21 protein-coding genes, 1 tRNA gene and 1 pseudogene are annotated in these 19,311 nt (G+C 70.8%); 9 read left to right on the top strand and 14 right to left on the bottom strand.

Features of this window, described 5'->3' with window-relative positions; all coding sequences use genetic code 11:
* Nucleotides 1-99: 99 nt before the first annotated feature.
* Together AXK61_RS00875 and AXK61_RS00870 are read right to left on the bottom strand one after the other, a co-directional pair.
* Nucleotides 100-1,395 carry a styrene monooxygenase/indole monooxygenase family protein gene (locus AXK61_RS00875; RefSeq protein WP_068569538.1) on the bottom strand — a complete coding sequence of 432 codons (1,296 nt, stop codon included), beginning with the start codon at nt 1,393-1,395 and terminating at the stop codon, nt 100-102.
* Nucleotides 1,396-1,418: 23 nt separating this feature from the next.
* Complete coding sequence (locus AXK61_RS00870; RefSeq protein ID WP_068743295.1) at nt 1,419-2,633, bottom strand: acyl-CoA dehydrogenase family protein; 1,215 nt, start codon at nt 2,631-2,633, stop codon at nt 1,419-1,421.
* 181 nt (nt 2,634-2,814) lie between these two features.
* Between AXK61_RS00870 and AXK61_RS00865 the strand changes: the two genes are divergently transcribed.
* A complete protein-coding gene (locus tag AXK61_RS00865; RefSeq protein WP_068743293.1) occupies nt 2,815-4,446 on the top strand; it encodes an AMP-binding protein in 1,632 nt (543 codons plus the stop codon).
* 292 nt (nt 4,447-4,738) lie between these two features.
* Here the strand turns inward: AXK61_RS00865 and AXK61_RS24685 are convergent, their stop codons facing one another.
* Genes AXK61_RS24685 through AXK61_RS00840 form a run of 6 tightly spaced genes read right to left on the bottom strand, consistent with a single transcriptional unit; the run spans nt 4,739 to nt 9,328 of the window.
* Nucleotides 4,739-4,903, bottom strand: coding sequence for a hypothetical protein (locus tag AXK61_RS24685; protein ID WP_156485513.1), 165 nt, complete (start codon nt 4,901-4,903; stop codon nt 4,739-4,741).
* A 56-nt stretch (nt 4,904-4,959) separates the two neighbouring features.
* Complete coding sequence (locus tag AXK61_RS00860; protein WP_068569541.1) at nt 4,960-5,577, bottom strand: ASCH domain-containing protein; 618 nt, start codon at nt 5,575-5,577, stop codon at nt 4,960-4,962.
* A gap of 5 nt (nt 5,578-5,582) precedes the next feature.
* Complete coding sequence (locus AXK61_RS00855; RefSeq protein WP_068569542.1) at nt 5,583-6,050, bottom strand: mycothiol transferase; 468 nt, start codon at nt 6,048-6,050, stop codon at nt 5,583-5,585.
* Nucleotides 6,037-7,074 carry a nucleoside hydrolase gene (locus AXK61_RS00850; protein ID WP_068569543.1) on the bottom strand — a complete coding sequence of 346 codons (1,038 nt, stop codon included), beginning with the start codon at nt 7,072-7,074 and terminating at the stop codon, nt 6,037-6,039. The genes AXK61_RS00855 and AXK61_RS00850 overlap by 14 nt, the downstream gene beginning before the upstream one ends.
* A 44-nt stretch (nt 7,075-7,118) precedes the next feature.
* Complete coding sequence (locus AXK61_RS00845) at nt 7,119-8,585, bottom strand: SDR family NAD(P)-dependent oxidoreductase (RefSeq protein WP_068569544.1); 1,467 nt, start codon at nt 8,583-8,585, stop codon at nt 7,119-7,121.
* Between the two features lie 14 nt (nt 8,586-8,599).
* Nucleotides 8,600-9,328 carry a hypothetical protein gene (locus AXK61_RS00840; RefSeq protein WP_068569545.1) on the bottom strand — a complete coding sequence of 243 codons (729 nt, stop codon included), beginning with the start codon at nt 9,326-9,328 and terminating at the stop codon, nt 8,600-8,602.
* A gap of 147 nt (nt 9,329-9,475) precedes the next feature.
* Between AXK61_RS00840 and AXK61_RS00835 the strand changes: the two genes are divergently transcribed.
* Nucleotides 9,476-9,976: a gluconokinase gene (locus AXK61_RS00835; protein WP_197466722.1), complete on the top strand. Its 501-nt coding sequence runs from the start codon at nt 9,476-9,478 to the stop codon at nt 9,974-9,976.
* Here the strand turns inward: AXK61_RS00835 and AXK61_RS00830 are convergent.
* A pseudogene (locus AXK61_RS00830) lies at nt 9,924-10,837 on the bottom strand (oxidoreductase). The gene AXK61_RS00835 and the pseudogene AXK61_RS00830 sit on opposite strands and share 53 nt — an antisense overlap.
* 67 nt (nt 10,838-10,904) lie before the next feature.
* Entirely contained in the window at nt 10,905-12,068 is a 1,164-nt protein-coding gene (locus AXK61_RS00825) for an MFS transporter (protein WP_068743289.1), read from the bottom strand.
* A 62-nt stretch (nt 12,069-12,130) separates the two neighbouring features.
* On the opposite strand from AXK61_RS00825, the gene AXK61_RS00820 reads away from it, so the two are divergent.
* Complete coding sequence (locus AXK61_RS00820; RefSeq protein WP_082789159.1) at nt 12,131-12,745, top strand: TetR/AcrR family transcriptional regulator; 615 nt, start codon at nt 12,131-12,133, stop codon at nt 12,743-12,745.
* A gap of 3 nt (nt 12,746-12,748) precedes the next feature.
* Here AXK61_RS00820 and AXK61_RS00815 read toward each other — a convergent pair whose 3' ends face one another.
* Entirely contained in the window at nt 12,749-13,738 is a 990-nt protein-coding gene (locus AXK61_RS00815) for a DUF4185 domain-containing protein (RefSeq protein ID WP_197466714.1), read from the bottom strand.
* A gap of 136 nt (nt 13,739-13,874) precedes the next feature.
* Here AXK61_RS00815 and AXK61_RS00810 point away from each other — a divergent pair, with 136 nt between their 5' ends.
* The 4 genes from AXK61_RS00810 to AXK61_RS00795 are packed head-to-tail and all read left to right on the top strand — an operon-like array spanning nt 13,875 to nt 15,740.
* Nucleotides 13,875-14,120 carry a hypothetical protein gene (locus AXK61_RS00810; protein ID WP_068569551.1) on the top strand — a complete coding sequence of 82 codons (246 nt, stop codon included), beginning with the start codon at nt 13,875-13,877 and terminating at the stop codon, nt 14,118-14,120.
* A 59-nt stretch (nt 14,121-14,179) separates the two neighbouring features.
* The gene (locus tag AXK61_RS00805; protein ID WP_068743287.1) at nt 14,180-14,785 is read left to right on the top strand and encodes a DUF2249 domain-containing protein; all 606 of its coding nucleotides are present in this window, start codon (nt 14,180-14,182) and stop codon (nt 14,783-14,785) included.
* Nucleotides 14,785-15,135: a ferredoxin gene (gene fdxA, locus AXK61_RS00800; RefSeq protein WP_068743285.1), complete on the top strand. Its 351-nt coding sequence runs from the start codon at nt 14,785-14,787 to the stop codon at nt 15,133-15,135. The genes AXK61_RS00805 and fdxA overlap by 1 nt, the downstream gene beginning before the upstream one ends.
* Nucleotides 15,135-15,740, top strand: a complete 606-nt coding sequence (locus tag AXK61_RS00795) for a helix-turn-helix transcriptional regulator (protein ID WP_231855354.1) — start codon at nt 15,135-15,137, stop codon at nt 15,738-15,740. The genes fdxA and AXK61_RS00795 overlap by 1 nt, the downstream gene beginning before the upstream one ends.
* 48 nt (nt 15,741-15,788) lie before the next feature.
* Here AXK61_RS00795 and AXK61_RS00790 read toward each other — a convergent pair.
* Nucleotides 15,789-15,874, bottom strand: a tRNA-Leu gene (locus tag AXK61_RS00790).
* A 108-nt stretch (nt 15,875-15,982) separates the two neighbouring features.
* On the opposite strand from AXK61_RS00790, the gene AXK61_RS00785 reads away from it, so the two are divergent.
* Nucleotides 15,983-17,320 carry a M20/M25/M40 family metallo-hydrolase gene (locus AXK61_RS00785; RefSeq protein WP_197466713.1) on the top strand — a complete coding sequence of 446 codons (1,338 nt, stop codon included), beginning with the start codon at nt 15,983-15,985 and terminating at the stop codon, nt 17,318-17,320.
* Between the two features lie 43 nt (nt 17,321-17,363).
* Nucleotides 17,364-17,900 (top strand): YbhB/YbcL family Raf kinase inhibitor-like protein, encoded by a 537-nt coding sequence (locus AXK61_RS00780; RefSeq protein ID WP_068569939.1) that lies wholly within the window; start codon nt 17,364-17,366, stop codon nt 17,898-17,900.
* A gap of 77 nt (nt 17,901-17,977) precedes the next feature.
* Here the strand turns inward: AXK61_RS00780 and AXK61_RS00775 are convergent, their stop codons facing one another.
* Entirely contained in the window at nt 17,978-19,051 is a 1,074-nt protein-coding gene (locus AXK61_RS00775) for a quinone-dependent dihydroorotate dehydrogenase (protein ID WP_068569940.1), read from the bottom strand.
* Between the two features lie 14 nt (nt 19,052-19,065).
* Nucleotides 19,066-19,305, bottom strand: a complete 240-nt coding sequence (locus AXK61_RS00770) for a DUF5703 family protein (protein ID WP_068569553.1) — start codon at nt 19,303-19,305, stop codon at nt 19,066-19,068.
* Nucleotides 19,306-19,311 lie beyond the last annotated feature (6 nt).

Here is a 19,311-nt window from a genome sequence, read left to right as displayed (position 1 = left end):
GCGCCCGAGTCTGCCACGGCGTGGTCACGGGCGAACACGGAGTGGCGGAGAGCGGCGTACGGGGCGGCGACGGTGATCACGTCGCCGCCCCGTACCGGCTCAGCCGCGCACCAGCGCGGCGCGCGCGTCCGCGATGAACCGCTCGACGTCCTCGTCGGTCTTGAGGTCGAGGATCGGTGCCGGCTCGGAGAGCAGCCCGAACAGGGCCGCACCCACGGCGTCGTCGGCCACCGCGCCCGCGAACACCGGGCCGGCGACGAAGGCGTACTCCGGATCACCGAGGAACAGGCGCGTGACCTCGGCGGCCGCGTGACCGCGCTCCTCCCAGTGCCGGTCGAACTGGTCAGTGATCCATGCGGCCGTGAAGTCGGATTCGCGGGCCTCGATGGCCTCCACCAGCGCCGCGACCTGGATCAGTCCGGTCTGCGCGCCCTGCCCGGCGATCGGGTCGAACGCGATCGCGCTGTCGCCGAGGGCGGCCACGGGGCGTCCGCCGCGGGTGTACCCGACGCCCTGCCGCACCGTCGGGGTGACTGCGCCGCGGAGCCAGGACCTCGGATCCTCCTCGATGACCCGCAGCTTCTCGATGTCGGGAAGGTCGTCGGGGAAGTAGTCGCGGTAGATGCTCACGACCACCTCGAGGGCGCTCTGCGCGTCCGTGACCTCGCCGAACCGCTCGACCCAGGCACCGTCGGGCTTGGCGAACCCGAGCACGCTCCACGACGCTCCCGCGTCCTTGTGCCAGTACGGGCCGATCCAGATCTCGCCGTGATCGGTGTGCAGGTTGAACACGTTGTGCTTCCCCGCGCCGTGGCCGCGGGCGGTGAAGACGTCCGGTCCGTGCCCGAGGCCGGTGAACGCGGCCGCCAGCAGGTGTCGCTGCGGGGAGCGGTAGACGGTGCGCGACTCGTCGACGGGGAACAGGCCGGACAGTCCGCCCTTGCCGGTGGAGACGAGCGTCAGGTCGTGCGCGCCGGCGATGTCGTCGAGATTCTCCGGGGTGACCGTCTCGACGTGGAAACGGCCGCCGGCCTGCTCGAACAGCCGGATCCGGTCGTACGCACGCAGGCGCACGTCGATCCCGGCAGCGGTGTAGGTGAAGTCGGGATCGAACGCGAGCACGTCCTGCAGCGCGCCCGGCTCGCCCGTGTTCAGGCGGGTGTTCATGCCGGTGGAGAGCGGCGCGTCGGCGTAGAGCTCCTCGACGAGGGTGTGGTCGACGTCGCGCGAGTGCCCGAACAGGACCGCGGTGCCGGTGGCGGGCACCTCGTCGCGGAGCTGTTCGGCGGTCCGGTCGCTGTACAGATCGACCGGGTGCCCGGCGCGGGCGAGGACGAGCGCGGCGGTGGCTCCCACCACTCCGGCGCCGATGATGGCGATACGTGCCTGGGTCATGGTCGTGCCTTTCGGTGGTGTGGCTAGCGGACGTTCTCGGTGCGGGAACCGGCGTTCCACGCGTAGGGCAGGTCGGCGCCGTTGAGCAGCAGGTCGCCGACGGCGCGGGCCTTCTGGATCGCGGGATTGTGCACCGCGAGGGTGCGGGCGTTGCGCCAGTGCCGGTCGAGGCGGAGGTCCGCGTCCACGATGGACGCGCCGCCCACCTCGAACAGGTCGCTGGTCGCCTTGAGCACGAGGTCGATCACGGCGAGCTGGGCGTGTGCCGCGGCCAGTTCGGCCTCCGGCACCAGGTCCTCGTGGACCCGACGGTCCGCCAGGGCCCGGTCGAGCACGTCGGCGACGGCGAGCACGGACTGCTTCGCCGCCCAGGCGGCGCTGGAGAGCCTGCCGATCACCTGCTGCACGAGCGGGTCGTGTCGCTGCAGGTCGGCGGCGGCGTGGGAGAAGGTGCGGGTGCGCGCCTGCACCCAGGCGACGGTGTCGTCGGTGGCGCGCTGCGCGATGCCCGCGAGGCCCGCCAGCTGGACGAGCTGCAGGTACGACGTGGCGTACGTCGCGCCGGGCGCGCCGTAGCCGGCCCCGAGCAGACGGTCCGCGGGGACGGCGACGTCGGTGAACACCGTCGTCCCGCTGGCGGTGAGCCGCTGGCCGAAGCCGTTCCAGTCGTCGACCTTCTCGACGCCCTCGGCGTGCGCGTCGACGAGCACGCCGACGCGTTCGCCGTCGAGGTCCGCGGCCACCAGGATCTGATCGGCGTAGAGCGTCCCAGTGGAGTAGAACTTGGTGCCGTTGAGGCGGTATCCGTCCGCGGAGTCCTTCGTAAGGGCGGTCGCGTAGCCGCCGACGGACCCGGCCCCGGGCTCCGTGATGGCGTTGCCGACGACGGTGCCGTCTACCACGGCCCGCAGCCACTCGTCGCCCGCGGTCGTGTTCGCCAGCCGCTGGTCCTCGACGAAGTTGACGTGCACGCGCAGCGCCTGCGGGATGTTGGAGTCGGCGGCGGCCAGGGCGATCAGCTGACGGAAGAACTGGCGCAGGGTCACGCCGCCACCGCCGAGCTCGCGGGGCACGCGCAGGGCGGTGAAACCGGCCTCCTTGAGCAGCGCGATCGGCTCGTGCGCGAGCTCGCGGTCGCGTTCGCGGGCGACTGCGCCCTCGGCGATGCGGGCGTACAGCGGGCCGAAGGTCGCATCGAGTTCCGCGTCGGTCGGGGGAGCGATGAGGGAGGTCGTCATGGGCGACAACTGTGGTCTGCGAACGAGATTCTGACGAGGATTCCCCGCGCCGTGAGCGATATTCGTGGACGATCGACGGCGAGTTGCGTCCGATTCCGCCCCGCGGCGCGGTAGAACCTGTTACAACTAGAACACGTTCTGCCGAGCTGGACGGGTTCGCAGGTCAGGAACAGGAGTGCGCATGAAGTTCAACCTCGCCGACATCTTCGAGGCGGTCGTCGACGCGGTTCCGGAGCGAGTGGTCTTGAGCTACGAGGGTGAGCAGACCTCGTACGCCGAGATGGACGCGCAGGCGAATCAGGTGGCGCATCTGTTCGCCGCGAACGGCATCGGCGCCTTCGACCACGTCGCGCTGTTCCTCAAGAACAGTGTGGAGCACGTGCAGTCGTTGGTGGCGCTGATCAAGATCCGCGCCGTGCCGGTGAACGTGAACTACCGGTACACCGGGCCCGAGCTCGAGTACATCTTCACCAACTCGGACTCACGCGGCATCGTGGTGGAGATGCCGGAGCACCAGCGCACGCTGGCCGGCCTCATCGGCAAGCTGCCCGACCTGCGGACCGTCTTCGTGGTCGGCGAGATCGACCCCGAGCTCGCCACCGCGGTCGACGGTGCGCCCGACGTCGCGCTCGTGCCCTTCGCCGACGCGGCATCCCGCTCCACGGCCCGGGACTTCGATCCGCGCACCGGCGAGGAGCACTACATCATCTACACGGGCGGCACCACGGGCTACCCGAAGGGCGTCGTCTGGCAGCACGACGACTTCTTCCGCAAGCCGCTCTCCGCCGGCGTGCCCTACGGCGGCGAGCCCCGGACCTCGTTGGACGAGGTCGGCGAGGGCGCCAAGCAGTTCCCGCCGCTGGCCTTCCTCATCGCCGCTCCGCTCATGCACGGCGCGGCCGCGTACTCGCTGTTCACCTTCTTCGTGCTCGGCTCGCGCGTGATCCTCGAGCGCGACTTCAAGGCCGAGCAGATCGTCGGCAACATCAAGCGCGATCAGACCCAGACCATCCTCATCGTCGGCGACGCCATGGGTATCCCGCTCGTCGAGGAGATGGAGAAGCAGAAGGACACCGCCGACTTCTCGTCGCTGTTCTCGATCACGTCGGGCGGCGCCATCTGGTCCAAGCACGTGCGCGACCGGATGGCCGCGATCAAGCCCGAGCTGATCCTCCGCGACAACTTCGGAGCGTCGGAGTCGGGCAACGACGGCGTCATGACGCTCGACGAGAACGGCAACCTCAAGGCCCCGCCCACCGAGAAGATGATGGTCGTCGACGAGTCCTTCGTCGAGATCACCACGCCCGGCACGGTCGGCTTCATCGCCCGCGTCGGCAACGTGCCGCTCGGCTACTACAACGATCCCGAGAAGTCGGCACGCACCTTCCCGACGCTCGCGGACGGCCGGCGGATCTCGGTGCTCGGCGACATGGGGTACCCCGCGGAGGACGGCGGCATCGTCTTCCTCGGCCGCGGCAGCCAGTGCATCAACACCGGCGGCGAGAAGGTCTACGCGGAGGAGGTCGAGGCCACCCTGCACGGGCACCCCGCGATCTCCGACGCCCTCGTGGTCCCGGTGCCCGACGCGCGGTACGGCCAGCGGGTCGCGGCCGTCATCTCGGTGGCGGAGGGGCAGGAGCGTCCTTCGGTCGAGGACGTGCAGACCTTCGCTCGCAGTGAGCTCGCCGGCTACAAGGTGCCTCGCACCATCGTCTTCGTCGACGAGGTCAAGCGGACCCCGGCCGGCAAGGCCGACTACCGCTGGGCCAAGTCCACCGCGGAGGTCGCCGCGGAATCGGAGCAGCCGGCCTGACGGACCGATTCTCAGTGCGTGTCGGCGCGGGGCGGTCGGACTGTGTCCTGCGAACGGCAGTCCTGCGAACGGCTCCGCGATTTTGGCCGATATGGACAGCGCGCCGAACACGCTCGTGCCCAACATCTTCTGAAGCGTTCTGCGACCTCCGCTCGCGGAATCTTCGCAGAACGCTTGGAAAGTTGTGAAGCCACTCCTGGTGCGCGGGTGAACTCGGCCCGCCTAACTGTCCGATCTTTGGTGCGTCTCGGTGACTGCACGTCGGCGTGTCGGTGATGACACGCACCGAAGATCAGTCGTCCAACTCGATTTCCCGGGGGAGCTTCCGTCGACTTTGCTCGCGGATCTCCTCCAGGATCGCGTCGAACGCGTCACTCGCCTCGTCGCTGATGGGTTCCTTCATTGTCAGGGCATCCGCAAGGCTCACCCAGGGCTTGGATTGATCGTTGTCCGTCATGTCGCCTCGCTTTGCCAGCGGTTTCGCTTGAGCGTAGGACGCACGGCGGGCGCGATCTACCGGTCTTCCAGCCAGTTCAGGTACGCCGCGCCGCGGGGCGAGAGCTCGTAGCCGACCTCGTGGCTGATGGTCAGGCCCATGCCCTTGAGCTTGCGGATGTCCACCTTCATGGGCAGCAGGTCCACGCCGCGCTCGGCCGCGAGTTCCTTGGACACGACGTGCGGGTGCTCGCGGATCCACGTGAGGATGTCGCGGGTCCAGGGGCCGGAGTCCCGCTTGTCGAGTCGGGCCAGGCGAACCGCCAGGGCCTCGAGCGCGGCATCGTCGGGCAGTTCCTCGCGCAGGGCGAGCCGCGGGTCCGCGCCGGCGTACTCGAGGTGGATCCGGTAGACGTGTTCGCCGCCGCGGGCGGACCGCTCCCGGCGGGGCGCGTCGGGATCCCGCGGCCGCAGCGCCCTCCGCAGCGCGGCGGCGTCCTTCATCCCGGCCGCGCGCGCCGCCCGGTCGCTGATCCTCTCGACGTCGGGCACCCGCGTGACCCGGGTGAAGCGCAGCACCCCGGCCGGCGTGACCTGCGTGCCGCCCACCTTGACCCGGGGCGTGTCCCACCGGCGGTACTGCGTGGTGACGGTGCCGTCGCGAACACCCTCGGCGATCGCCTTCGGAATCATCATGGGAGTCAGTGTGCGGCAGCGACCACGACGTCGCGGCAGATCTCCATGTGTCCGGTGTGCTGGGTCAGCTCGCGCAGCATGTGCGTGAGCACCCACTCCGGCGTCGCGGTCGCCGCATCGCGCCGCGTGGTCCCCGTCGCCGCAGGATTGCGGATACCCGTCGCCGCCACGCCCGCCCACCGCGGGAGGTCCGCGCGCAGGCCTCGCACGATCGCCCGGGCCTCGTCGACGGTGCCCGTCGCGACGAACTCGGACGATCGGTCCCGCGGGACGTCCTCGCCGGCCAGCAGCGACCCGCCCCAATAGCCCAGGGCGCCGCCCATGTGCGTCACCAGAGCGAAGACCGAGTTGCCGCCCGGCGTGGCGTGATTCACCGTGCGGTCGTCGAGGTCGGCCAGCACGGAGTCGACGGTGTCGAGGGTCTCCGACGCCACGGCGAGGAACGCCGCGATCTGCCCGTCAGTCGCGGCCACGGGCGAGCCCTGCGATCGAGTCCACCAGGTCGTCGAAGAACGCGGTCTGGTCGGTGGCGACCGCGATCTGCGCCGTGTCCGGGCGGTTCCACGCGCCGTGCACGTCGGCGACGGTCGTGCCGCGGGTGAGCGATCCGGTGAGCTCGACGTCCACCGGGAACGAACGGGTCTCCGCGATCGCCGGGTCCAGTGCGACCGCGGCGGCGAAGGGGTCGTGCATGTGCGCGATGTAGCCGAGGTCGTGGTCGCGGTGGAACTCGAAGTAGAAACGGATCGCATCCGACGCCGCGCGGATCACCCGATCGCTCGCGGCCGACCGCGTACCGTCGGGATCCTCGGGGCTGAGTACCTCGGCCGGGCCGGACCCGGCGGCGTCGGCGAGCCGCACGACGTGGTCGGGCGTGAGCTCGATGGTCTCCGTCAGGTCGAGCGGGCAGAGGATCGGCAGGGGCGTGCCTGTGCCGTCGAGCTCGCCGTACGCGCGCAGCACCTCCCACAGCGCCTCCGGATCGACGGCGACGTTCCACTCGGAGGTGGGCGTGGTGTTGCCCGGATGCCAGAAGACGCCGCCCATGATGACCAGACGGCGCAGCCGCGTCAGGATGCCGGGGTCGTCGCGCAGTGCCAGGGCGAGGTTCGTGCACGGGCCGGTGACCAGGGCCACGACCTCGCCGGGGTGCGCCCGGGTCAGGTCCGACCACGCCTGCGCGCCCGGGACGTCCGACGGTCCGCGGCCGGGCGTGGGCAGGTCGGCGTATCCCACGCCGAAGGGCCCGTGCGTCTCCTCGGTGGTCATCAGCGGCGTCGCCAACGGCGCGTCCGAACCGACGAAGACGTCGATGTCGCTGCGGCCCAGGAGTTCCAGCCAGCCGAGATTGTTCTCGACCACCTGCGGCGCGGGCACGTTGCCGGCGGACGAGACGATCCCGAGCAGGTTCACCTCGGGCTTGCTCAGCAGGTAGAGCAGCGCGATCGAGTCGTCGATGCCGGTGTCGCAGTCGAACAGGATCTTCGTTTCCGTCACCCCGTCGACCCTAGTCGCCGGTCACCGCGGCGGCGGGCCACCCATCACCACGGCGAGGGCTTGTAGTCCTTGAGGAAGCAGCCGTGCAGGTCCACGCCCGCCTCGCCCTGCACGATCGGGTCGTAGACGCGGGCGGCCCCGTCGACCAGGTCGAGCGGGGCGCGGAAGCCCTCCTCCGCGAGGCGCATCTTGGTGTGGTGCGGGCGCTCGTCGGTGATCCAGCCCGTGTCGACAGCGGTCATGAGGATGCCGTCCTGCTCCAGCATCTCGGCACTGGAGGTGCGGGTGAGCATGTTCAACGCGGCCTTGGCCATGTTCGTGTGCGGGTGGCCGGGGCCCTTGTAGCCGCGCCCGAACTGACCCTCCATCGCGGAGACGTTGACGACGTACTTGCGGCGCGCGGTCGACGCGGCGAGTGCGGGGCGCAGCTTCGAGATGAGGATGAACGGCGCCACCGAGTTGCACAGCTGCACCTCGAGCAGCTCGAGCGGCTCGACCTCCTCGACGGTCTGCACCCACGAGTTGGTGTGCACGAGATCGGGCAGCAGGCCGCCCGCGTCGATGGCGGTGCCGTCCTCGATCCGCGCCGCGGACGACGACCCGCCGCGCAGCGCGAGCGCGGTCAACGCGGCGGGGTCCAGCGCCGCGAGATCGCCGGAGACGCCGCCGGTGTGCCCGTCGAGGGCCTCGGTCAGGGCGGCGGGATGCGCGGAGCTCGCTCGGCCGAACCGGATGATCCGGCTCGCCAGCTCGGCAGGGACGTCGCCGGACTCGGCGTCGACGAGCGCGGAGTACGCGCCGGGGGAGCGGCGCACCGTCTGCGCCGCGTTGTTGATGATGATGTCGAGCGGGCCCCGGGCCGCGACGGCATCGGCCATCGCGCTGACCTGCGACGGGTCGCGCAGGTCGATGCCCACGATGTGCAGGCGGTCGAGCCACTCGGCGCTGTCGGCGAGCGCGGCGAACCGGCGGGCCGCGTCCGTCGGGAACCGGGTGGTGATGGTGAGGTCGGCACCGTCGCGCAACAGTCGCAGGGCGATGTACATCCCGATCTTGGCCCGGCCACCCGTGAGCAGCGCGCGCCGGCCCCGCAGGTCCGTCGTCGCGTCGCGCTTGGAGTGGCTGAACGCCGCGCACTCCGGGCACAGCTGGTGGTAGAACGCGTCGATCCGGGTGTACGGCTGCTTGCAGATGTAGCAACTCTGCGGCCGCAGGAGCTCCCCGGCGCTGTCGCCCACCGTGGGCGTGGTCAGCAGGACCCCGGCCGTCTCGTCGTCGATCCGCTCGGCGTTGCCGGTGGCCGTCCGCTCGAGGACGTCGCGGTCGGCGGCCTTGACTTTGGAGCGGGCGGACTTGCGTCGTTCGCGCTTGAGCAACTTGAACATGTGGCCCACGGCGCGCTGGACCTCGACCGACTGGGGGTCGCCGTCGTCGAGGAGCGCGGCGGTCTCGAGCACGCGATGGAACGCGGCGAGATCCTCCGGCGGAATGGGGCTGATCGTGTCGGGCATGCGAACAGTGTCCCTCATGACGGGAGGGGCACCGTCGTGTCACTGGCCGACAGGTCGAGGGTGACCGACTTCTTCTGCCAGTGCATCCTCGTGATGGTGAGTGCGTCGAGAGCGGGTGGGATCACCGTGGGGCGGAGCTCCTTGACCCACGAGTCGATCGCCCACGCGACGGGGATCGGGACCGGGATCACGGCGATCGGCATGGACAGGTCGGTCACCCGGAAGGTGAGGCGGCCCGCCTTGACGCCGACCGCGACGACCACCCGGATGTCGACGCCGAGCCCGAACGCCACGGGCAGCCCGACTGTCATCCCCAGCGACTTCCGGCGCGGCATCAGTGTCACCGAGCTGACGGTGATACCGCCCACCCCGCCGCCGGCCTGGGCAGCCTCGACCACGTGGCGGATCCACGACAGCCGCAGCGTGGCGGTCGCGGTGAGGGCGTCGACCCGCAGCCCGTCGGGCACCGGCGCGACGCCACGGGCGTGCCCGTCGAGGATGATGGCGTGCGGCCCCGCCCCGACGTCCCGGGTGGTGATCTCCAGGCCGGACAGGCGCCGCTGCAGCAGCTGCAGGAGCACGGGCCGGCGCACGTCGAGCACCACCGACGGGGTCGCCCCGAGGACGTCGGTGCACATCCCCACGAGTTTCGTTCGGAGACCCTCGCGGGCGATCCGCTCGGCGAGAAGCGCACCCACCACCGCGATCACGACCAGCAGGACCGCAGCGCCGAGCACCCACATCCGTGTCTCACCCCCCCGCTCGTCGCCGCGGTCAATTATGCGACGGGCCGCCCGGCCCCGCGCCGGGTGGCTTCCCTGCGCGCTTCGCCCGCGTGCTCCGCGCGGTCGTGATCTACTCGACGGGTGGCCACGATCCAGATCTGCGTGATGGGGGTGTCCGGCTCCGGGAAGTCGACGGTGGGCGCCGAACTGGCGGACCGTCTGGGCCGGAGCTTCGCCGACGGCGACGACTTCCACAGCGACGACAACCGCGCCAAGATGGCGGCCGGTCATCCGCTCACCGACGACGACAGGTGGCCCTGGCTGGGAACCATCGGGGCGTACCTGCGCGACGAGATGATCGCCGGGCGGCCCACGGTCGTGGCGTGCTCCGCGCTCAAACGGGCGTATCGGGACCGGATCCGGGCCGCCGGCGCCAGCGTGTACTTCGTCTTCCTCACCGGCAATGAGGGGCTCCTGCAGGAGCGTATGCAGAGCCGTGCGGGCCACTTCATGAAGGCGGGCATGCTCGATTCGCAGCTGAGCATCCTGGAGCCGCTGGACCCGGACGAGTTCGGCGTGACCGTCAACGTGTCCGGCGACGTTCCGCACATCGTCACCGAGGCACTCGCGGATTTCGCGGCGACCGAGGTGCCCGGCATCGCCTGAGCGTCAGCTCCCCTCGCGCACCGGGCACCGGGCACCGAGTCCGGGTGTAGATCGTGAACTCGAAGCCCTCCGCCATCGCCCGGTCGACCGCGGCCCGCTCGGCGATCCCGCCGAGCAGGATGAGCGGCATCGACAGGGCGGCCCGGAACCGGCGGGCGAGGGCGAGGAGATAGGTCGGGCGGTACGGGTACTCACGGAGGAACACGGGGCCTGCGGCCCGGAGCCCGGCCCGGAGCGCTGGGCTCGGGAAGGCCGCCGCGAACTCCCGGCGCGGTGGCGTGCCGCGGAACAGGAACATCGGGTTGAGCAGGGAACTCCCCGCGGTGAGTTCGAGCGCGTCGAGGGTGCCGTCGGCCTCCAACCAGCGCGCCGTTCGGAGCGCGTCGTCCGGGCTCAGTCCGCCGGGCACCCCGTCGGTCATGTTGAGCTTCGCGGTGACGGCGAGCCTGCCGCCGACCGCACCGCGGACGGCCTCCGCGACCTCGCGGGCGAGGCGAGCACGGCATGCGAGATCGCCGCCGTACGCGTCGCGCCGGTGGTTGAGCAGCGGGCTGAGGAAGGCGCTGATCAGGTAGTTGTGGCCGAAGTGGAGCTCGACCGCGTCGAAACCGGCGTCCTCGGCGAGGCGGGCAGCGTCGGCGTGCGCCCGGACGATCGCGCTGATCCGTGTCGCGTCGGGCCGGAGGGTCGCGCGCAGCGCCAGCGGGCTGATCATCCTGCTGGGTGTCACGGGGCGACGGCGCAGTAGGCGACCGTCGTCATGCCGACGCGGCCGCGCGCGAACTCGGCATGGAAGTCGATCAGGTCGTCGGTCACCAGCGCGTCCGGCGTGCGCCCCTCGAAGGTCGCGGCCTTGATGATCCGGTTGCGTAGGTCGACGGGGCCGAGGCGAAGGCGTCCTCCATGACCGGATTAGAACATGTTCTGTTCAGGTGCGGGTGGCGATCGCGGAGGTCAGGCCGCCGAGTGCGAGCACTGCCGCGCTACCGAGCGCGACCGTGCCGAGGCCGTTGCCGAGCGCAGCGGCGAGAGGTGCGCCGAGACTCGCTCCGCCGAAGATGGCCACGGTGTAGAGCGAGGCGGCGGCGCCGATGGCCGGTGCGCCGAGCCGGGTCACCTCCGCCACCACGGACGGGGCGGCGAGAGCGATCGCGCCGATGACCGCGAACAGGCCGATCCCGACGGTGAGCGTCTGAGCGGTCGCGCAGAGGAGAGCGCCCGTCACGGCGATGCCAACCGCGGCCAGGATGCGGGCGCGTGGCGGGGCGGCCGACAGGCGCAGCGTGATCAGGCCCGCGACGACCACCGCGGGGAGCGAGCTCGCGCGCAGGATCAGGAGGGTCGCCGACGGCCAGCGGCCGTCCGCGCCGAGCGCGGTGTACAGCGCCACGAGAGCGCTGAGAAAGGTCAGCCCGGTGCAGTAGAGCAGCACCAGTCGCGGACGCATCAACAACCCGGGGATCGCGCGGTGCACCGCGCCCGCGGACGGACGATCATCCGCAGGTGCGGTGTCGGACGGAAGGAGTGTCCGGGCGGCGACCGCCGCAACGGCGGCGGCCACCGCGAAGACCACGAACACACCGGTGATCCCCGCGAGCGGCGCGATGAGCTGCGCGACGACCTGGCCCACCACCGCCGAGGCCAATCCGGCGCCGATCGCGGCGGTGTTCAGTGGCACACGCGCCGACGATGGCGCGGTTCGCGCGATGTACGCGAGCGTGGCCGGCGTGAACGCCGCGGCCGCGAGCCCCTGCGCCGCGCGTCCGAGCAGGAACCACGGCGCGGACGGCGCGAACGCCGCCAGCAGCGTGACGGCGGCGGTGGCGCCGGCGCTCGCGACCATCAACCGGCGGGCGCCGAACCTGTCTGCGAGCGGACCGAGCGCGAGGATCCCGGCCGCGTAGACCAGGGCGAAGACGGTGCTCGACAGCGCGGCGGTCGAGTTCGTGTGTCCGGACAGGCCGCGGATCTCGGCGGTCAGCGGCAGCACGACGTAGAGCTGCCCGGCGATGGGCAGGGCTCCGGCGGCGGCGATGACCCCGGTGCGGAGCAGTACGGATCGGGATGGCGCAACGGTCGCGGTGGTCGTCATGCGGCGACCGTACCAACCGTACGGTTGGCGGTCAACCGAACGGTTGGCGGTAGTCTGGCCGCGTGATCGACGCTGCAGGATACGAATCCACGCCCACGAGTGAGGCGTTGATCGCCGCCGCCCGGACCGAGTTCACCCGGCGCGGGTTCGATGGCGCGCGGGTCGCGCGGATCGCCGCCGAGGCCGGGGTGAACAAGGAGCGGATCTACGGGTACTTCGGCAGCAAAGAGGGGTTGTTCGAGATCGTCATGGCGAAGGCGCTCACCGAGCATGTCGAGCACAGTCCGTTCCTCGAGGGGCAGACCCTCACCGACCACGTCATGGCCGCGTTCGATCATCACCGCCGTGACCCGGAGTTGGTGCGCCTGCTCATGTGGGAATCGCTGCACTACGACGCCGATGAGGGCGAGACCCCGCCGTTCAGCGATGCCCGCCGGGAGTTCTACCGGCGCAAGGTCGAACGCCTGCGGGCCGTCACCGGCGGTACGGACGACCTGCGCGCGGCGATCGCGCTCTACGTCGCGATCGGCCTCCAGGCCGCCCCGTTCATGATCCCGCAGCTCGGCGCCGTCATCCTCGGCCGTCCGCTCTCCGACGAGGACGTGCAGGGGCTGCTCCGGCCTCTCATCGAGCAGACGGTCCGGTTCATCGAGGAGCGCCTCACCGACGAGGGCTGAGCGTCAGGGCCGCCGCAGCGCGCCGGTGAACATCATCGACTTGTACGGGTGGCCGACGGCGGTGTTCCACTGCGAGACGACGAGGCGCGCGGAACGCAGCGTCGACCCGGGGACCAGGTATCCGCCGTAGAGCTGTGCCACGCGGCCCGCGGCGTGGTCCTCGTCCTGCCACGAGCTGCCGTGCAGCAGCGTGACCGGATCGGACCACACGCCGTCGATCCGGTCCGCGAACCGGGCTGCGATCCGGTAACCGGCGGCGTCGAAGTACGTGAGCACCCACACGCCCTCGACCAGGGATAGGGAGAGCTCCCCGTAACCCCGCCCCAGGCTCAGGTCGGTGGGCGGGTTGCCCCACGCCCACCCCGTCTCGGCGCGCCAGCCCCACGGCTCCCACTCGACATCGATGCCGTCCCGCAGCGTTCCCAGTGTCTCGGTGCGCATCCGGTGCAGGCGCAGCCCCTTGTCGCGGCTGAGGCCGCCGGTCGAGACGGTGTAGGTGTAGCCGTCGGGTGCGGGGCACATCGCCCACATGCACCAGCAGCCGTCCGCGTGCCCGGCGTTGTACTGCGCGACCTCCCGCCAGGACTGCGCACCGTCGTCGCTGCGGTACAGGCCCGTCCGGACGACCGTGTCCAGGCTCTGCATCCTCATCGTGTGCAGGTACAGCGCACCGTCGACCTCGATGCAGGTGGTCGGCAGGATGGTGGTGAACCGGCCCGTGTCATGGCTGTAGTTGAGCAGTTGCCGGGCGCGCTGCGGATCGGGCCCCGCGGGGCGCCGGACGACACCGGCCCGGTCGCCGAACAGGCCGACGGGGGAGCGCCAGTCGCCGGCGCCGATGCTCAGCCCCTCGAAGGTGTCGCCGAAGACGTAGAGCACCTCGTTCCCGACCCGACAGGGGATTCCGAGGTCGGTGCCACCGACCCCGAATCGCGAGGCGGGCGTGATGTCGCGCAGCTTGCGGAACGGGACGGGCTCGATCGACTGGGGCACGTCCGCCACCCTGCCAGACGGTCCGCCGTCGCGCGGAGTCCGAGGGCGGGGGACAAGATCCGGCGAACTGTTCCGACTGCTCCGGATCGCGCGGGATTCCGTGGCGCGCGTGCGTCATCGGGCGCACCATGGAGAGATGGATACGTTCACAGGACGCGAGCTGTACGAGGCATTCCACGCGGACTACGACGCCGTTACCGAGCGGGACGCGCGGATCTACGACGCGGAGGGGCGGCTGCTCGCGCGCGGCAAGTTGGCGGCACTGCGACTGGACGAGTCCCGCGGCGGGGAGCAGATCGAATACAGCTTCTCGTCATTGCACGGCGACGTGCCGTGGGATCCGAGCCACAGGATCGAGCTCGCGCCGCAGTTGGTGAGGTAGTCGGGCCGGGCGTAGATTAATACAAGATTGACTTGTATTAATTGGAAGGATCGCTCGCCATGCCCGATGTCACCCTCGATGTACGTGAGATCCCGAAGTCCGAGCGGCACCCGAAGATCTTCGGCATCTTCGACGCGCTCGACGTGGGCGAGGCGATCATCCTGGTCAACGACCACGATCCACGGCACCTGCGCGATGAGTTCGAGCAGAAGTTGCCGTCCGCATATGAGTGGGAGTATCTCGTCCGGGAGCGGCGCGACTACCGCGTTCGGATCGGCAAGATTCTGGCGGCGCCGGCCCCGCGCATCGTCGGCAACACCAGTGCACTCACGGAGAGTGCGGTCGAGCGCGCGGACGTCGCCTGGAAGCTGGATACGGACGGCCGGGGGCTCGATTCGAACCTGATCCGCCTGGGAGCCGGAGGGGTGATCGGTGCGCACCAGGGCTCCGAAGTGGACGTGCTGGTCCACGTCCTCCGCGGGTCCGGCACCGTCGGCACCGCGACGGGCACCGTCGATGTCGCCGCAGGGGATCTGCTGTGGTTGCCGCGCCGTTCGGAACGTGCGATCAGCGCGGGTCCGGACGGACTCGACTACCTCACCGTGCACACGCACCGCACGTCCTCGCTCACGATCGAACCGCTCGGTCTGCGAAGTCGCGCCTGATGACCTACGTGATCGCGGAACCATGTGTCGACGTGATGGATCGGGCCTGCGTCGAGGAATGCCCCGTCGATTGCATCTACGAAGGCTCCCGCAGCCTCTACATCCATCCCGACGAGTGCGTGGACTGTGGCGCTTGTGAGCCGGTGTGTCCGGTAGAAGCGATCTTCTACGAGGACGACGTCCCCGACGAATGGGCGCAGTACACGGCCGACAACGCCGACTTCTTCTCGGGAGTTCTCCCCGGGTGCGGCGAGCCCGTCGGGTCGCCGGGCGGGGCGGCGAAGATCGGACCCGTGCCGGCTGACGCGCCCGTGGTCGCCGCCCGCCCGGAGCGGGATACGGTCGCCTGATGGAGATGCGCGAGAAGGTCCTGCGCCACGTGCGCGCCGCGGACGAGGCGCAGACCGTGGCGGAGATCGCCGGGGCGACGGACGTCCCGAGTACGACCGTGCGCTTCCACCTGCACGCCCTCGCCGAGGACGGGCTCGTCGAGGCGAGCCCCGCACCGTCGGACGGCCCGGGCAGGCCCAGCATGCTCTACCGCGCCCGCCCGGCGATGGACCCGTCGGGCCCGCGCGACTTCGCGCTCCTGGCGCACCTTCTCGTGGACGTGCTGGAATCCGTGCCCGACGCGACCGAGCGCGCCCGGCGGTCGGGACACGTGTGGGGGGCCGAGCGAGCGCGGTCGTCCACCGATGCGCTCGCGGACCTCGTAGGGCTGCTCGACGAAGCGGGATTCGCACCGGAGCGGCGCGCCGAAGGGATCCGCCTGAACCGATGTCCGTTCCTCGAGGTCGCGCGGCGACGACCCGGCGTGACCTGTGCCGTGCACCGCGGCATGATCGAAGGAGTTCTCGGCGCGCACGACGCGGACCTGGAGCTGCTGGACCTGGAATCGTTCCTCGCCGGCGATCACTGCCTCGCGACGATCAGGCCGCTACCGCCCCGTCGATGAGCCACCGGAAACGCGAAAACCCCGGCCGGAGCCGGGGTTTTCGTTCTGTGCGCGGAGGGGGACTTGAACCCCCACGTCCATTAGTAGGACACTAGCACCTCAAGCTAGCGCGTCTGCCATTCCGCCACCCGCGCTGGGAAGCTCGTTAACCGTAATCCACGGCGCCCCGGGAATCCAAATCGCCACGTCGGGCCACCCGCCGAGCGCCACCGCCCCGGTGCTGGACGTGTTAAATACAGGGCGTGGCTACGACTGACGTGAACGCGCTCGACGAGGTCGTCGAGACCGTGAGCTCCCTGATCCGTTTCGACACGTCCAACACGGGTGAGCTCGAGACCACCCGCGGTGAGGAGGCGTGCGCCAAGTGGGTCCAGGCGCGCCTGGAGGACGTCGGCTACGAGACGGAGTACGTCGAGTCCGGACAGCCCGGCCGCGGCAACGTCTTCGCCACCATCAAGGGCGCCAACCCCAAGCGCGGCACGCTGCTCGTGCACGGCCATCTGGACGTGGTGCCCGCCGAGCCCGCCGACTGGAGCGTGCACCCGTTCTCCGGCGCCGTCGAGGACGGCTACGTCTGGGGCCGCGGCGCGGTCGACATGAAGGACATGTGCGGCATCATGCTCGCGCTGGCCCGGCAGCTGAAGTCCACGGGCACGGTCCCGCCGCGCGACATCACCTTCGCCTTCCTCGCCGACGAGGAGGCCGGCGGCACCTGGGGCTCGCACTGGCTGGTCGAGCACCGTCCGGACCTGTTCGCGGGGGTCACCGAGGCGGTGGGCGAGGTCGGCGGCTTCTCGCTGACGGTCGACACCCCGTCGGGCGACAAGAAGCGCCTGTACCTCGTCGAGACCGCCGAGAAGAGCATGTGCTGGATGCGCCTGACCGCGAAGGCGCGGGCCGGGCACGGCTCGTTCGTGCACGAGGACAATGCGGTGACGCTGCTCTCGGAGGCCGTGGCGAAGCTCGGCCGCCACAAGTTCCCGCTGGTCCTCACCGACACGGTGATCGCCTTCCTGCGCGCCCTCGATCGCGAGTCCACCATCGACATCGACCTCGACGGTCCGGACCTCGAGGGGCAGCTCGCCAAGATCGGCGGCCTGGCCCGCATCGTCGGGGCGACGCTGCGCGACACCGCGAACCCGACCATGCTCCGCGCCGGGTACAAGGCGAACGTCATCCCGCAGACCGCCGAGGCCGTCATCGACTGCCGCGTGCTGCCCGGCCGCCAGGCCGCGTTCGAGCGGGAGCTCGACGAGCTCCTCGGCCCGGACATCGAGCGGGAGTGGATCACCAAGCTCGATTCGTACGAGACCCAGTTCGACGGTGACCTCGTCGACGCCATGAACGACGCGATCCTCGCCTTCGACGCCGAGGGCAAGACGGTCCCGTACATGCTGTCGGGCGGGACCGACGCCAAGGCCTTCGCGAAGCTGGGTATCCGGTGCTTCGGCTTCGCGCCGCTGCAGCTGCCCGAGGAGCTCGACTTCGCGGCCCTGTTCCACGGCGTCGACGAGCGCGTGCCCGTCGAGTCGCTGTTGTTCGGCACCAAGGTGTTCGAGCATTTCCTGATGAACTCGTAGCCTGGAACCGTACCGCGCGAAACCCGACGAGAGGATGCCCACCATGACCGCTGCGTTCGACCCGTACGCCGGCCTGCCCGCCCTGCCGAAGCTCACCGTCACCTCCGAGACCATCACCGACGGTGCCGAGCTGCCCGTTGCGCAGCGCAGCGGGATCATGGGCGCGGGCGGGCAGGACGTCTCGCCGCAGCTGTCCTGGAGCGGCGCGCCCGAGGGCACCAAGTCCTACGCCGTGACCTGTTACGACCCGGACGCGCCCACGGCCTCCGGGTTCTGGCACTGGGCCGTCGCGAACATCCCCGCGTCCGTCACGTCCCTCGCCGCCGGCGCGGGCGACGGTGCGCCGGGCTCCCTTCCCGAGGGCGCGCTCACGCTGAACAACGATGCGAGCCTGCCGCAGTACGTGGGCGCCGCCCCGCCCGCCGGCCACGGCCCGCACCGGTACATCTTCGTGGTGCACGCCCTGAGCGTGGAGAAGCTGGACCTGCCGGCCACCGCGACGCCGGCGTACCTGGGCTTCAACCTGTTCGGCGCCGCCATCGCGCGCGGCTCGATCAGCGCGACCTACGCGCAGCAGTAGCCCGACGACGACAGGCCGCGCCCGGGAGTCCCGGGCGCGGCCTGTCGCGTGGTCGTGGAAGTGCTCGGCGGACCGGGTCAGCGATCGACGCCGACGGCGTCGGAGATCGACGCGAAGCCGTCGGCGCGCAGCCGCGCGGCGAGCTGCTTGTGCACGGACCGGGTCCAGAGCGGGCCGCCGTAGATGAACTGGGTGTAGGCCTGCACCAGCGAGGCACCGGCGCGGATGCGCGCGTAGACGTCGTCCGCGTCCTCGACGCCGCCCACGGAGATCAGCACCAGCCGATCATCCACGCGGGCGGAGAGCCGCCGCAGCACCTCGAGCGAGCGCGCCTTGACGGGGCGGCCCGACAGCCCGCCCGCGCCGATGGCTTCGACCTCGCCGGCCGGCGTGTCCAGGCCGTCGCGGCTGATGGTCGTGTTGGTCGCCACGATCCCGGCCAGGCCCAGCTCGACCGCCAGGTCGGCGACCGCGTCCACGTCCTCGTCGGCGAGGTCGGGGGCGATCTTCACCAGGACGGGCACCGTGACGGTGTCGAGGACGGCCTGCAGCACGGGTCGCAGCGACTCGGTGGCCTGCAGGTCGCGCAGGCCGGGGGTGTTCGGCGAGGAGACGTTGACCACGATGAAGTCGGCGAGCGGGCCGAGGAGCATGGCGCTGATCCGGTAGTCGTCGGCGGCCCCCTCGAGCGGCGTGACCTTCGTCTTGCCGATGTTCGCGCCGATCGGCACCGCGGCCGGCCCCGCGTCGCGCTTGCGCAGCTCGTTCGCGGCGGCGCCCGAGCCGTAGTTGTTGAAGCCCATCCGGTTGATCAGCGCGTGGTCGGCGGGCAGCCGGAACAGGCGCGGCGTGGGGTTGCCGGGCTGCGGGTGCGCGGTGACGGTGCCGATCTCCGCGAAGCCGAAACCGAGGGCGCCCCAACCGTTGACGGCGCGCGCGTTCTTGTCGAAACCCGCGGCGAGGCCGACGGGCGCGGGGAAGCGGACCCCGAACACCGTCTGCTCGAGGATCGGATCGCGGAGCGCGAGGCACCGTCGGATCGCGGCCCGGACGGGCGGAACGGCGGTGGTCCCGCGGATGAGGCCGAACACCAGGTGGTGGATGCGCTCCGGCGAGATCAGGAACATCACCCTCAGCAGAGCGCGGTACATCGCGGACATGGCGTTCACAACCCCTTCGTGGCGTCCGGCGGCAGCATGCCGGACGTTTTCGTGCGTTTGCGGCGCAGCAGCACCCGCCGAGATCCGTCGGTGTACAGCCGGACGCGGGACAGCTCCCACCCGCCGAACTCCGCCTCGATGGCGAGCCGCATCGCCGCGGTCACCCGCGAGACCTCCCGCGGCAATCGCAACGGCAGGAAATCGTACTCGTCCTCGTCGGGGGCGCTCCGGGTGCCGGTGGTCAATGTCCG

This window comes from Tsukamurella pseudospumae, assembly GCF_001575205.1.
Classification (GTDB): Bacteria; Actinomycetota; Actinomycetes; order Mycobacteriales; family Mycobacteriaceae; genus Tsukamurella; species Tsukamurella pseudospumae.
The sequence above is the reverse complement of the archived record's forward strand: the minus strand, read 5'-3'. Positions and strand labels throughout refer to the sequence as shown.

Bases quoted from the DNA above. Each gene is read 5' to 3' on its own strand.
- AXK61_RS00875 (WP_068569538.1), bottom strand. From the start codon at position 1,395: ATGACCCAGGCACGTATCGCCATCATCGGCGCCGGAGTGGTGGGAGCC.
- AXK61_RS00870 (WP_068743295.1), bottom strand. From the start codon at position 2,633: ATGACGACCTCCCTCATCGCTCCCCCGACCGACGCGGAACTCGATGCG.
- AXK61_RS00865 (WP_068743293.1), top strand. From the start codon at position 2,815: ATGAAGTTCAACCTCGCCGACATCTTCGAGGCGGTCGTCGACGCGGTT.
- AXK61_RS24685 (WP_156485513.1), bottom strand. From the start codon at position 4,903: ATGACGGACAACGATCAATCCAAGCCCTGGGTGAGCCTTGCGGATGCC.
- AXK61_RS00860 (WP_068569541.1), bottom strand. From the start codon at position 5,577: ATGATGATTCCGAAGGCGATCGCCGAGGGTGTTCGCGACGGCACCGTC.
- AXK61_RS00845 (WP_068569544.1), bottom strand. From the start codon at position 8,585: ATGCCCGACACGATCAGCCCCATTCCGCCGGAGGATCTCGCCGCGTTC.
- AXK61_RS00840 (WP_068569545.1), bottom strand. From the start codon at position 9,328: ATGTGGGTGCTCGGCGCTGCGGTCCTGCTGGTCGTGATCGCGGTGGTG.
- AXK61_RS00835 (WP_197466722.1), top strand. From the start codon at position 9,476: ATGGGGGTGTCCGGCTCCGGGAAGTCGACGGTGGGCGCCGAACTGGCG.
- AXK61_RS00825 (WP_068743289.1), bottom strand. From the start codon at position 12,068: ATGACGACCACCGCGACCGTTGCGCCATCCCGATCCGTACTGCTCCGC.
- AXK61_RS00810 (WP_068569551.1), top strand. From the start codon at position 13,875: ATGGATACGTTCACAGGACGCGAGCTGTACGAGGCATTCCACGCGGAC.
- AXK61_RS00805 (WP_068743287.1), top strand. From the start codon at position 14,180: ATGCCCGATGTCACCCTCGATGTACGTGAGATCCCGAAGTCCGAGCGG.
- fdxA (WP_068743285.1), top strand. From the start codon at position 14,785: ATGACCTACGTGATCGCGGAACCATGTGTCGACGTGATGGATCGGGCC.
- AXK61_RS00795 (WP_231855354.1), top strand. From the start codon at position 15,135: ATGGAGATGCGCGAGAAGGTCCTGCGCCACGTGCGCGCCGCGGACGAG.
- AXK61_RS00780 (WP_068569939.1), top strand. From the start codon at position 17,364: ATGACCGCTGCGTTCGACCCGTACGCCGGCCTGCCCGCCCTGCCGAAG.
- AXK61_RS00775 (WP_068569940.1), bottom strand. From the start codon at position 19,051: ATGTACCGCGCTCTGCTGAGGGTGATGTTCCTGATCTCGCCGGAGCGC.